The sequence below is a fragment of the Tsukamurella pulmonis genome, assembly GCF_900103175.1.
Taxonomy (GTDB): Bacteria; Actinomycetota; Actinomycetes; order Mycobacteriales; family Mycobacteriaceae; genus Tsukamurella; species Tsukamurella pulmonis.
The window spans coordinates 1,073,735-1,087,658 of record NZ_FNLF01000002.1; the positions used below are offsets into that span (position 1 = coordinate 1,073,735).

5 protein-coding genes are annotated in these 13,924 nt (G+C 74.6%); all 5 read left to right on the forward strand.

The genetic code is table 11. The features are described 5' to 3' along the window. The first annotated feature begins 65 nt into the window (after positions 1 to 65). The 5 genes from BLQ62_RS05465 to BLQ62_RS05485 all read left to right on the forward strand — a co-directional run bounded on the left by BLQ62_RS05465 (position 66) and on the right by BLQ62_RS05485 (position 13,922). Positions 66 to 977, forward strand: a complete 912-nt coding sequence (locus tag BLQ62_RS05465) for an FAD-dependent oxidoreductase (protein ID WP_068533162.1) — start codon at positions 66 to 68, stop codon at positions 975 to 977. A gap of 14 nt (positions 978 to 991) precedes the next feature. Further along, positions 992 to 1,774: a thioesterase II family protein gene (locus tag BLQ62_RS05470; RefSeq protein WP_331711112.1), complete on the forward strand. Its 783-nt coding sequence runs from the start codon at positions 992 to 994 to the stop codon at positions 1,772 to 1,774. Between the two features lie 204 nt (positions 1,775 to 1,978). Then, on the forward strand, positions 1,979 to 3,748 hold the full coding sequence (locus BLQ62_RS05475; protein ID WP_068533160.1) for a fatty-acid--AMP ligase: 1,770 nt from the start codon (positions 1,979 to 1,981) through the stop codon (positions 3,746 to 3,748). Next, a complete protein-coding gene (locus BLQ62_RS05480) occupies positions 3,745 to 9,180 on the forward strand; it encodes a type I polyketide synthase (protein WP_068566812.1) in 5,436 nt (1,811 codons plus the stop codon). The genes BLQ62_RS05475 and BLQ62_RS05480 overlap by 4 nt, the downstream gene beginning before the upstream one ends. Further along, positions 9,177 to 13,922: a type I polyketide synthase gene (locus BLQ62_RS05485; RefSeq protein WP_068566811.1), complete on the forward strand. Its 4,746-nt coding sequence runs from the start codon at positions 9,177 to 9,179 to the stop codon at positions 13,920 to 13,922. Before BLQ62_RS05480 ends, BLQ62_RS05485 begins: the two co-directional genes overlap by 4 nt. Positions 13,923 to 13,924: the final 2 nt, after the last annotated feature.

Genomic DNA, 13,924 nt, shown 5'->3' on the forward strand with positions numbered 1-13,924 from the left:
AACGACCGGTGCCGCTTTCCCGAACGGCGGCGACGGACGTGAGGGCGGCATGACAGGCTGTGCGCATGGCTGAGGTGACGATCGTCGGTGCGGGTGTGGTCGGACTGTCGTGCGCGGTGCGGCTGCTCGAGGCGGGGCACGGCGTGCGGGTGTACGGGCGGGAGCCGAGCGTCGAGACGACGTCCGCCGTGGCCGCCGCCGTCTGGTACCCGTACCTGGCCGAGCCGCGCGACCGGGTGACCGGGTGGTCCGCGGCGACGCTCGCCGAATTCACGGTGCTCGCGGCCCGCGGCGTCGACGGTGTCGTCATGACACCCGGGACCGAGATCTTCCGCGAGCGCGTCGACGAGCCGTGGTGGACCACGGCCGTCCCGTCGGTGGAGCGGGTCGACCGCCCCCGCCCCGGGTACGCCGAGGGGTGGAGCTTCGTCTCGCCGGTGATCGAGATGCCGGTCTACCTCCCGTGGCTCGTCGCGCGCGTCCGTGCCTTGGGCGGCACCGTCGAGCAGCGGACCGTGGCCTCGCTCGGCGACCTGGACGGGACCGTCGTCAACGCGACGGGGCTCGGCGCGCGCGAGCTGATCGGCGACACCAGTCTCACGCCGGTCCGCGGCCAGGTGGTCTACCTCGAGCAGGTGGGCATCGACCGCTGGTGGATCGACGACAACGATCTGCGCAACCCCACCTACGTGGTGCCGCGTTCGCGCGACATCGTGGTCGGCGGCACCGAGGACCACGGCGCGGAGGACACGACCGTCGCCCGGGCCACCGCCGACGCGATCCTCGACCGGGCGCGCGCCCTGGTCCCGGAGCTGGCGCAGGCGCGGGTGCTCGGACACAACGTCGGGCTGCGGCCCTCCCGGCCGACGGTCCGCCTCGAGCGGGAGGGCGAGATCGTCCACTGCTACGGCCATGGCGGCGCCGGTGTCACACTGAGCTGGGGCTGCGCCGACGAGGTCGCCTCGCTGATCGGCTGAGCCCGAACGCGGGGGTGCGCCGCGCGATCGTGATTAAGGTGCACACCGTGAGTACCGCGACGCTGTTCATCTTCCCGCACGCCGGTGGGGCGCCCTCGTACTACGTGCCGTTCGCGCAGGAGTTCTCCTCGGACCTGCGGCGGATCGCGATCCCGTATCCGGGTCGCGGTGGGGCGCATGACGTCTCGAGTCTGGACGGCATCGAGTCGCTGGTGGATCGCCTGTGGCGCAAGCTCTCCCCGGACACCGTGGGGGACGGTCCGATCGCGTTCTTCGGCCACAGCATGGGCGCACTCGTCGCCTTCGAGACGGCGTGCCGGTTCGGCGCGCAGGGTCGTGCGGTGGACGCCCTGTTCGTCTCCGCGTGTGCTGCGCCGGGGCACAGTGGCTTCGACGACGTCGCGGATTCCGACGATGCGCTGCTCGCAGCGGCGGCTGCGATGACGGGGATCGATCCGCAGTTGCTCGCACACGAGGAGTTCGCCTCACGAATCCTGCCGACGCTGCGGGGGTTCCAGGCGATCACCCGCTACCGGGCCCCGGCGGACGCGGTGCTGGATTGCCCGATCCAGGCCTACGTTGCAGCGGATGATGCAATCGCGACCACGGATAATATGCGCCACTGGGCAGATCGGACTTCTCGGTCGTTCGATATGACGACGTTCGGCGCGGTCACCACTTCTACCTGGACGAGCATGCCGCGGAGTTGGCGGCGGCGATCGAGGGGCGGCTCCGGGCGGCCCTCTGACCCGCAACGTCACGCGGTGTTAGCCGCGCGCTGGTTCAGTTGCACCTGAGCATCTTTGACGCCCCGTGTGACGTGAGCGCATTCCTCGGGCGACACTCAGCGATCGAGTGAACCCGAGACGGGGCGAATCGATCCGTGCCATACTTCGCGCAGTTGCAAAAGGCTGTGAACTGACGTACTTGTTGTGGGGCGTCAGTCCGAGGGGACATCGGTAGGTCGTCCCCGTGTCGTCGGCACGGAAGGTGTGAAGCAAGTGTCAGCAGATTCCCGGTCGGAAGAGTTGATTCCCGTTGCACTGGAGCGGCGGTCGAGGACCCAGGCGGACGAGCCGGCGTTCACCTTCGTCGACTACGACGTCGATCCGGACGGCTTCTTCGAGACCCTGACCTGGTCGGAGCTCTACCAGCGCGTGCAGGTCGTCGCGGCCGAGCTGTTGCGTCACGGCGTCGCGGGCGATCGCGTCGCCATCCTCGCGCCGCAGTCGATGGACTACATCGTCGGCTTCCTCGGCGCACTGGAAGCAGGCTTCATCGCCGTCCCGCTGTCGGTGCCGCTGTTCGGCGCCCACGACGAGCGCGCGTCGAAGGTGTTGGAGAACTGCGAGCCGGTGGCGGTCTTCACCACCACCACGGCGATCGACGCGGTACTGCCGTCGGTGAACGCGGTAGCGGGCCGGGCGATCACGGTGATCGAGCTCGATGCGCTCGACTACGACAGCCCCGCCGGCGCGTACCGCACCGAGCACTCGGGCGCGCGCCCGGCACTGCTGCAGTACACGTCGGGCTCGACCGGCACGCCCTCCGGTGTCATGGTCACCCACCGGAACGTGGCGCTCAACATCGACCAGATCGTGGTCGATCAGTTCGCCGACCTCGGCGGACAGCCCACCGAGGAGACGACGCTCGTCTCCTGGCTGCCGTTCTTCCACGACCTCGGACTCATGCTCGGGATCATGGCGCCGGTCGGTACCGGCCGGCATGCCGTGGTCACGAGCCCGGTGTCCTTCCTGCAGAAGCCCTCCCGGTGGATCCGCCTGCTGGCGATGTACTCGGGTGCGCACTCCGCGGCCCCCAACTTCGCGTTCGACCTGGCTGCGCGGCGCACTCGCGACGAGGATCTCGAAGGCCTCTCCCTCGAACGGGTGCACGGGATCATGAACGCCGCCGAGCGGGTCCAGCCCGCCACCGTGCGGCGCTTCAACGAGCGGTTCGCGCAGTTCGGGCTGCGGGAGGGGGTGCAGTTGCCCGCCTACGGCCTCGCCGAGGCCACGCTGTACGTCTCGTCGCTCGAGCCCGGGCGCGAACTGCCCATCGTGGCCTTCGATCTCGAGAAGCTCGCCGCGGGGTACGCGCTGCGGGTCGAGGCGGCGGTGGACGGCGACGACGCCTCCGTCCAGGTGGGCCTCGGCTCGCCGCGCAGCACCGTGTTCCGTGTCGTCGACCCCGAGACCTGCATCGAGAGCCCTGAGGGCCGGGTCGGTGAGATCTGGGCGCACGGCGAGAACATCGCCGCGGGCTACTGGCGCGATCCGGTGCGCACCGAGAAGGTCTTCCACGGACGCCTCACCGAACCCTCCGAGGGCACACCGGAGGGGCCGTGGATGCGCACGGGCGACCTCGGCGTGATGTTCGAGGGAGATCTGTTCATCGTCGGGCGGATCAAGGACCTCATCATCATCGACGGGCGCAACCACTACCCGGACGACATCGAGGCCACCGTGAGCGCACACACGGGTGCGCGCACCGCCGCCCTCGCCATCGCGGGCGAGGGCACCGAGGGACTGGTCGTCGTCGCCGAGTTGCGCCGCCTGCCCGCCGATCCCGCCGAGGTCGCGGACCTGGTGCGCGATGTGCGCAGCCGGGTCACCACCGCCATCGCGCAGAAGCACGCGCTGCGCGTGGTCGATGTCGCGCTGGTCCCGCAGGGGGCGATCCCGATCACCACGAGTGGCAAGACCCGTCGCCAGGAGACCGCCAACCTGTACCGCTCGGGCTCGCTGCAGAGGCTCGGCGAGGCGCAATGAGCTCGGGCCCGGACGAGGCCGCCCTTCGCACGTGGTTGATCAGCCACCTCGTCGACGTCGTCGGCTGCACCCCGGATCAGGTGGATCCGGATGCGCCGGTGCGTGATCTGGGGATCGGGTCGACCCATGCGGTGGTGCTGGCCGGTGAGCTGACCGAGCTGCTCGGCCGTCGCGTGGGCGTCGAGGAGCTCTTCGAGCACCCCTCCGTGAACTCGCTCGCGGGCGCCCTCGCGGGAGCGGCCGAGGAGGGGGGACCGCGCGCGCCGCTCCCGGTGGCCCGTGTCGCGGACGACGCCGTCGCCGTGATCGGCATCGGCTGTCGCTTTCCCGCGGACATCCAAGGGCCGGAGGCCTTCTGGTCGTTCCTCGAGGCCGGCGACTGCGCCGTCGGTGAGGTCCCGGACGACCGCTGGGACGGCTTCGTCGACGATGCGCCGGAGAACGTGGAGGCCGCGCGCGCGACCACGCGCTGGGGCGCCTACCTCGCCGACGTCGCCGCCTTCGACGCCGAGCACTTCGGCGTCTCGCCCAAGGAGGCCGAGAAGATGGACCCGCAGCAGCGGCTCCTGCTCGAGGTCGCCCACGAGGCGCTCGAACACGCCGGGATACCGGTGGATTCGCTGGCGCGCTCGGCCACCGGTGTCTTCGCCGGGGCCTGCGCGGCGGAGTACGGCTACCTGGTCGGCAGCGACCTCAGCACGGTGGACGGCTGGTCGGGGACGGGCAGCGCGTTGAGCGTCATCGCCAACCGCGTCTCCTACGCCTTCGACCTGCGCGGCCCGTCGGTCACCATCGACACCGCGTGCTCGTCGTCGCTGGTCTCGATCCACCTGGCCTGCCGCAGCCTGCGTTCGGGCGAGACGGATCTCGCGATCGCGGCGGGCGTCAACACGATGCTCTCGCCCGCCGTCACCCGCAGCTTCGATCAGCTCGAGGCCATGTCCCCGACGGGCCGCTGCCACTCCTTCGACGCCGCCGCCGACGGCTACGTGCGCGGTGAGGGCTGCGGGGCGGTCGTGCTCAAGCGGCTCGCGGACGCGCAGCGCGACGGTGACCGGGTCCTCGCCGTGGTCCGCGGCTCGGCGGTCAACCAGGACGGCCGCAGCAACGGACTCACCGCGCCCAATCCGGCGGCGCAGAGCGCCGTCCTCCGGGCGGCCTACGCCGATGCCGGGGTCGCGCCGGGCGAGGTCGACTACGTCGAGACCCACGGCACGGGAACGCTGCTCGGCGACCCCATCGAGGCACGCGCACTGGGCGGCGTGCTCGGCCGGGGGCGCGCGGCGCAGGCCCCGCTGCTGCTCGGGGCGGTGAAGTCCGGTCTGGGCCACCTGGAGGCCGCCGCGGGCGTCGCGGGCTTCATCAAGACCGTGCTGGCGCTGCACCACGCCCGCATTCCGGGCACCGTCGGGTACACCACCCCCAACCCGCACATCCCGTTCGACGCGCACCGACTCCGGGTCGTCGCCGAGCACACCGACTGGCCCACCGCGCCCCGGCCGCGCCGCGCCGGCGTCTCGTCGTTCGGTTTCGGCGGCACCAACGCCCACGTCGTCCTCGAACAGGCCCCCGCCGTCGAGGCGGCCGACGAGCCCGCGGACGGTGGGCCGTTCCGGCTCGAGGTCTCGGCCGGATCGCCCAGCAGGGTGGCGGGATTCGCCGCGGTGCTCGCCGACTGGCTCGACGGCGCCGGTCGCGCCACGGATCTGGGGGCCGTGGCCTCCGCGCTCGCGTACCGGCGCGCCCGCGGGCGCTGCACCGGCGCCGTCGTGGCCGCCGACCACGGCGGCGCGATCGCCGGCTTGCGCGCACTGGCCGGCGGCGGCGCGGGCGCCGCGGGAGTGGTGCCGGCCCGCGCGGCCGCGCCGCGCTCCGGGGTGGTCTTCGTCTTCTCCGGTCAGGGCTCGCAGTGGGCCGGGATGGGCCGCCGCCTGCTCGACGAGGAGCCGGCCTTCGCGGCCGCCGTGAGCGAGCTCGACCCGGTGTTCACCGCGCACGCGGGGTACTCCCTGCTCGAGGCGCTGCGCTCCGGTGCGCCGGTCACGGGCATCGACCGGATCCAACCACTGCTCGTCGGCGTGCAGCTCGCCCTGGTGGCACTCTGGCGCGCGCACGGCGTGGTGCCCGACGCGGTGATCGGGCATTCGATGGGCGAGGTCACCGCCGCGATCGTCGCCGGCGGCCTATCGGTCGACGACGGACTCCGCGTGATCTGCACCCGCTCCCGGCTCATGCGCCGCGAGCTCTCCGGACGCGGTGCGATGGCGCTGATCGAGATGGACGAGGCGGCCGCGCACGAGGTGGCCGCGCGGTTCGAGGGCGTGTCGGTGGCGGTGATCTCCTCGCCGCGGCAGACCGTCGTCGCGGGCGAGCCGCACCGGATCGACGCCCTGATCGACGAGGTCGCGGCCCGCGGCCTTCTGGCTCGCCGCGTGGAGGTGGACGTGGCCTCGCACCACGCCACCGTCGACCCGATCCTGGACGAGTTGCGCACGGAGCTGGCCGGATTGAACCCGCGTAATCCGGCGATCCCGGTGCTGTCGACCGTGCGTCCGGGCACCGAGTCGCCGGTCTTCGATGCGGACTACTGGTGCGAGAACCTGCGCTCGCCCGTCCGGTTCGCGGACGCCGTGCACGCCGCGGGCGCGCGCTGGGGCACGTTCGTCGAGGTCTCCCCGCACCCGATCCTCACCCACGCCGTCACCGAATCCCTGCCCGAGCCGGGCCATCGGGTCACCGGCACCCTGCTCCGCGACGGCGACGAGCAGCTCGACGTCCACACCGCGCTCGCCGTCGTGGGCCGGCCCATCGCCTCGGCGGTGCGCGGCCCGCACGTGGACCTGCCGACCACCCCGTGGCGGCACACGCGGCACTGGGTCCGTCCGGCGCGCCGCAGTGCGGGCGCGGGCACCGCCGCGCGCCCGGGCACGTTGCTCGGCGGCCACATCCCGATCGCCGGCGCGGGCACCGCGCACCTCTGGCGCGCCCGGATCGCGCCCGCCCTGCGCCCGTACCCGGGCGGGCACCGCATCCGCGAGGTCGAGATCGTGCCGATCTCGGTGCTGCTGCAGAGCTTCGCGGCGGCCGCCGCCGACATCGGTGCCACCGGGATCGATCGCCTCGCCTTCGACCGCCCGCTGGTGCTCGACCGCGAACGCACGATCCAGCTCGTCGCGGACGACGGGGCCCTCGCCCTCTCGAGCGCGCCCGGCGAGTCGGGGCCGTGGGTCCGGCATGCGAGCGCGCGGATCGCCGCGGGCTCGGCGCCCACTCCGCTCGCCGGGCCGGGCCCCGCGGCGATCGAGCAGTCCCCGCCCGCCGGGCCGCCCGCGGACTGGGGCGTGAGCGGCACGCCCTACCCGTGGACCGTCGAGGCCGTGCACGGCGACGAGGACGCCGTGTCCATCACCGTGTCCGCCGGGCGGGCACCGCTCACCGCGTTGCTCGACGCCGCCGTCTCCGCCGCCCGGATGATCGCTCTCGACGATCCGCGGCTGCTGATCCCGGCCGCGGTCCGCTCGCTGCACGTGCTCGGCGAGCCCGCGGAGGGCGAGGCGACCGTCGTCGTGCGGCCCGCGCGCCCCGGACAGTCCGTCCGCGGGGCGCAGTTCCTGCTCGACGGTGTCGACATCGACGTCCGCGCCGCGGACGGCACCGGCCTCGCCGCGCTGCGCGGGCTGCGCTTCGCCGCGCTCGACGACGCCGCGCAGGAGCCCGACGCGCTGCCCGCGGAGATCGTGCACACGCTGCAGTGGAGCCCGTTCGACCCCGGCGCCGAGACGGACCCGGTCGCCGACGTCGCGGTCCTCGGCTCCGACGAGGTCGCGTCGGCCCTTTCCGCGTCCGGCCTGCGGCCCGTCGCCGAGCCCTCCGCCGCCGACCGGGTGATCTACGTGGCCCGGCCGCGGCCCGGCGAGAGCGACCCCGCCGCCGCGCAGCGCTACACCGAGGACGTGCTGGAACTGGTGCGCTCGATGCTCGCCGGCGGTGCGCGGGCACGCCTGTGGCTCATCACCGACGGCGCCGCGGACGGCGCCGCGCCGCACGCGGCCGCGCAGTCCGTGCTGTGGGGACTGGCCGGCGTCGTCGCGGCCGAGCATCCGCAGTCGTGGGGCGGGCTGCTCGACCTCGAGCCCGGCACCGTCGACGCCGCGGACGGCGCCCTCATCGCCACGGCACTCGCTGCGCGGGGCCTGCGGCACCCGGTGCGCCTGCGCGCCGGCCGACTGAGCTCGGGCGTGCCGGCGCCGTTGACGGCCACCGGTGCCGGGTACCCGCTGCGCTGCCGCCCCGACGGTGCCTACCTCGTGACCGGTGGCATGGGCGGGCTGGGGCCGGCCATCGCCGGCTGGCTCGCCGATCACGGCGCCCGGCGGATCGTGCTCGCCGGCCGCACCGCGCTGCCGCGCCGCGACGACTGGGCCGGTACCGCGGACCCGGAGACCCGGCGCCGCATCGACGCCGTGATCGGGCTCGAGCGCCGTGGCGTCGCCGTCGAGGCCGTCCGCCTCGACGTGGCCGAGCCCGGAGCCCTCGAGGCGTACCTGCGCGAGCGCGATCAGCGCGGTGCACCGCCGATCCGCGGCGTGGTGCACGCGGCGGGCGTGCAGTCCGCGACCCTGCTCACCGAGCTGCGGCCGGATGCGGTCCGGGGCGTGCTGGCGCCCAAGGTCGCCGGCGCGCGGGCCCTCGCCGACGCCTTCCCGCCCGGCACCGTCGACTTCCTGCACCTGGTCGGCTCGGCCGGCGCCGTCTTCGGCGTCCCCGGGCAGGGCGCGTACGCGGCGGCCAACGCCTACCTCGACGGCCTGGCCCGGTGCCGCGCCCACGAGGGCGCCGACGACACCCTGGCGCTGGACTGGGTGGCCTGGGACGGCATGGGTTTCGGCGCCGACGCCGCCGTGGTCCGCGACGAGCTGGACCGGGTGGGATCGCGGCCCGTCCGCCCCGGCGAGGCCTTCGCCGCGTGGGACCACGCGGCGGCGCACGGCGTGACCCAGGCGATCATGGTGCCGATCCCGGCAGCCGAGCGGGACGAGCCGGACTCGGCGGGCGAGCCGGCCTCCGACTGGTCCGCGATGGATCCCGCCCTCGCGCTGAGCCGGATCGAGGAGGGACTGCGCGGCATCGTCGCCCGGGAACTGCGCCTCGACCCCGGCGAGCTCACGACCGACCGCCCGTTCGCGGACATCGGCCTGAACTCCGTGATGGCCATGTCCATCCGGCGCGACGCCGAGGAGCTGGTGGGCACCGAACTGTCGGTGACGATGCTGTGGAACCACCCCACTCTGGGCTCCCTCGCGGGGCATCTCGCCGAACGCGTCGGCGTGCCGGTGGCGGGCGCGACGCCAGTGGCCGGCGAGAGCGCGGACGACACCGAGGACGGGCTGCTGGAGAGCCTGTTCGACAGCGTGGAGGAGAACGCACTATGACGACGGTGCACCCGGACGCCGCGACCATCCGCACCTGGATGGTCGAGCAACTCGTCGACCGCCTCGGCGTCGATCCGTCCGCCCTCGGCACGGCGACGCCCCTGATCGACCTCGGCGTGGGCTCGAAGGACGCCGTCGTTCTCGCGGGCGAGCTCGGGGAGTTCGTGGGCCGGCCCGTCTCCCCGGTCGAGCTGTTCGAGCACCCCACGATCGATCAGCTCGCCGCGTACCTGACCGGTGACGCCGCGCAGGACTCGGAGACCGCCGTCGAGGACGCGTCGCGCGGGCGCACCGACGAGCCGATCGCCGTCGTCGGCATCGGGTGCCGGTTCCCCGGCGGCGCCGACGATCCCGACGCGCTGTGGGAGCTGCTCGCGGACGGCCGCAACGGCGTGCGCGAGGTGCCCGCCGAGCGGTGGGCGCCCTGGGACGACGGCGAGGCGGCCGTCGGCGAGGTGCTGGCCCGCACCACCCGGTGGGGCGGCCTGCTCGACGACATCGCGGGCTTCGACGCGGAGTTCTTCGGGGTTCCGCCGCGGGAGGCGACGGCCATGGACCCGCAGCAGCGGATCCTGCTCGAGGTGGCCTGGGAGGCGCTCGAACGGGCCGGCATCCCGCCGGAATCGTTGCGGCGCAGCCGCACCGGCGTGTTCGTCGGTGCCTGTCTGAGCGAGTACGGCTTCCTCTCCTCGGCGGACCTGACCGCGATCGACGCGTGGAGCAACACCGGCGGCGCGCTGAGCATCATCGCCAACCGCCTGTCCTACCTGCTCGACCTGCGCGGACCGTCGCTCACCATCGACACCGCCTGCAGTTCCTCGCTCGTCGCGGTGCACCTGGCCACCCAGTCGCTGCGGCTGGGGGAGTCCGACACCGCCCTGGTGGGCGGCGTGAACCTGCTGCTCTCCCCGTCCGTGTTCCGCGGCTTCGACGCCTCCGGCGCCCTCTCGCCGACCGGGACCTGCCGGGCGTTCGACGCCGCCGCCGACGGTTTCGTCCGCGGCGAGGGCTGCGGCGTGGTCGTGCTCAAGCGGCTCTCCGACGCGCAGCGCGACGGCGACGACGTGCTCGCCGTGGTCCGCGGCAGCGCCGTCAACCAGGACGGCCTCTCCAACGGCTTGTTCGCGCCCAACCCCGCGGCGCAGATGGCGGTCCTGCGCAGCGCCTACGCGGCCGCCGGCGTGGCGCCCCGCGACGTGGACTACGTCGAGGCCCACGGCACAGGCACCCCGCTGGGCGACCCGATCGAGGCGCGCGCACTGGGCACCGTCCTCGGCCGGGGCCGGCGGGCCGACGCGCCCCTGCTGATCGGCTCGGTCAAGGGCAATCTGGGCCACCTCGAGGGCGGCGCCGGGATCGCCGGGATGATCAAGACCGTACTGGCGCTGCGGCACCGCGTGCTGCCCGCCACCCCGCATCACGCGGACCCCAACCCGCACATCCCGTTCGACCAGCTGCGGCTCGCCGTGGTGCAGGAGCAGCGGCCGTGGCCCGCCGTCGACCGGCCGCGCCGCGCCGGAGTCTCCTCCTTCGGGTTCGGCGGCACCAACGCGCACATCGTGCTCGAGGAGGCACCCCCTGCGGTGTACTCGGCGCCCCCCGCGGCCGAGCCCGTGACCACCCTGACGCTCTCCGCCCTGAGCGCGCCGCGGCTCGCGGCGTGGGCGCAGCGCCTCGCCGACTGGTTCGACGGTGCCGGCGCCGGTTGCCCCCTGCCCGCGGTCGCCGCGGCACTCGCCGTGCGCCGTCCCAGCCACGCGGTCACCGCCTCCGTCGCCGCGCGCGACGCCGCGGGCGCCGCGGCCGCGCTCCGCGCCCTGGCCGCGGGCGAGACCCATGCGGCGCTGACCCCGGTGCGCTCGGGCGCTCTCGACGGCGGCACCGTCTTCGTCTTCTCCGGCCAGGGTGCGCAGTGGGCGGGAATGGGCCGCACCCTGCTCGCGGAGGAACCGGCCTTCGCCGAGGCCGTGGACCGGCTCGAGCCGCAGTTCCGGGCCGAGGCCGGGTTCTCGCTGCGCGAGGCCCTCGCCGCCGGCCTGCCCTTCGAGGGCGACGCGCGGCTGCAGCCCGCCCTGGTCGGGCTGCAACTGGCGCTCGCGCAGACCTGGCGCGCGCACGGCGTCGAGCCCGACGCCGTCATCGGGCACTCGGTCGGCGAGGTCACCGCGGCCGTCGTCTCCGGAGCCCTCACCGTAGCGGAGGGGCTGCGCGTGGTCGCCGCGCGCGGCGCACTGATGGCCGAGCGGGACGGGCTCGGCGCCGTCGCGATGCTCGGGGTCGACGCCGAGACCGCGGCGGAGATCATCGCGCCTCACGCGGGAGTCGAGATCGCGGTCCTCGCCGCCGCCGGCCAGACGGGGATCGCCGGCCCTCCTGCGGCCGTCGACGCCGTGATCCGGGAGGCGTCGGTCCGCAACGTCTTCGCCCGCCGGGTGGACATGCGGGTCGCCTCGCACACCGCGCTGATGGATCCGATCCTGGGGCGGCTCACGGCCGCGCTCGAGGACCTGGCCCCGTCGGCACCATCGATCCCGTTCTACTCGACGGTGCGCGCGGGCGAGAGCGCGCCGCACGTCGACGCCCGTTACTGGGCGGAGAACGTCCGGCGGCCCGTCGACCTGCGCGGCGCCGTCGCCGCCGCCGCGCATCACGGGACCTTCATCGAGATCAGTGCGCACCCGGTGCTCACCCACGCGATCGCCGGGGGCCTCCCCGAGGGCGCCCTCGTGCTCGGCACCCTCGTGCGCGACGGTGACGACCTCGTCGCGTTGCGGCGTTCCGTGGCGGCCGTCCGCCCGCCGCGCCCGGCGGCTCCGGCCGCGGCGCGGGGCGCCGCAGGACTGCTGCCCACCGTGCCGTGGCAGCACCGCCCGTACTGGCTGGCGGAGCGGTCCGTCGGGCGGCCCTCCGCCGCCGGCGCACCGGGCGGGCCCGGCGACGGCGAGCCCGCCGACTGGAGCTACCGCCTCGACTGGGTCGCGCGGGAGACGCCCGAGGAGGTGCCGGCGCCGGCGCGCAGCTGGGTGGTGATCGGCGACGGCGCCGAGGCGTGGGCCCTCGCCGCCGCTCTCGGCGAGGGAGCCACGACGGTCTCCGCGAACGAGTTCGCCACGCCCGAAACGATTCCCAGCGCGGCCGCCATGGCGGCGCTCACCGCGGCCGAGCGCGTCGTCCACCTGCCCGTGCCCGCCGCGGACCCGCTCGATCCGCGGGCCGGCTACGCGATGTTCGCCACCGGGCGGGCGCTGGTGACCGCGCTCGTCGCCCACGGTGCGGGCCGACTGCACCTGGTGACCCGCAACGCGCAGCCGATCGACGTCGGCGACCGGGCGGACCCGGCGCACGCCGTGTTGTGGGGCCTAGGGCGCACGCTCGCCCTCGAGCACCCGGAGCACTTCGGCGGGCTGCTCGACGTCGACGCCTCCGTGCCCGCGGTCGTCCTCGCCCGCTACCTGTGCGCCGAGGCGGCCCAGGCCGACGGGCGGGACGCCGAGGACCAGGTCGTCTACCGGGGCGGCGAGCGGCACGTGCCGCGCCTGCGCCCGGCGCGGGGCGCGACCCCGGCGGGCGACGGCGTCGTCGATGCCGAGGCGGCGCACCTGGTCGTCGGCGCCACCGGCAACCTCGGACCGACAGTGATCCGCGAGCTGGTGCGCGCCGGGGCGCGCACCGTCGTGGCGGTCTCCCGGAACCCGGGCGACCGGCTCGAGCCCCTGGCCTCGGAACTGGCCGAGTGCGGCGCGACGCTGCACGTGGTGGCGGCCGACGCCACCGACGAGGCGTCCATCGCCCCGCTGCTGCGTCGTTTCGGTGCCGATCTGCCGCGCCTGTCCACCGTGCATCTGGCCGCCTTCGGCGGCGGCCCGGTGACGCTCGCGCAGATGAGCGAGGCGGACGTGGCCGCGATGTTCGCCCCCAAGCTCGACGCGGTCGCCGTGCTCGACCGGCTGACGCGCACGGTCGACATCGACGACTTCGTGCTGTTCACGTCGATCTCGGGGCTGACCGGCTCGCGCTGGCTCGGGCACTACGCCGCGACCACGACCTACCTCGACGCCTACGCCTACGCCCGGCGCGCCGCGGGGCTGCCCGCGACGGTGATCAATTGGGGCCTGTGGCGTTCGCTGCACGAGACCCAGGACGCCGTGGTCCGCGAGACCACCGAGGGGTCGGGGCTGGTCCCGATGGAGGACGGGATCGCCATCCGCGCGCTGCCGCGCGCCCTCGCGCCCGGCGCGCCGGTGCGCTCGGTGGTGGTCGCCGCCGACTGGCCCGTGCTCGCCGCGGCCTACCGGGTGCGGGCCGCGCTGCGCATCGTCGACGACCTGGACGCGCCCGCCGAGCACGACACGGCCGACGGCGCCACGGAACTGCGGACCGCGCTGCGGGCCGCCCCGCTCGCCGACCGGGAGTCGCTGCTCGGCGACGCCGTCGCCGAGATCGTCGCCGCGGCACTGGGTCTCGATTCCCCGGCCCTGCTCGATCGGGGCGCGGGGTTCTTCCAGGCCGGCATGGACTCGCTCACGGTGGTCACCGTGGCCCGGACCCTCGCGCTCGCCGTCGGCGAGGAGCTGCCGACCTCGGTGGTCTTCGACTACCCGAGCGCCGACGGCCTCACGGCGCACCTGGCGGGCATCCTCCCCGAGCTGCTCGAGGCCCGGGAGGCCGAGGCGGCCACCGACGACTACGACGACTTCAGCGAGGACGAGCTGCTCGCGCAGCTCGCGGAAAGGCTGGGCTGATC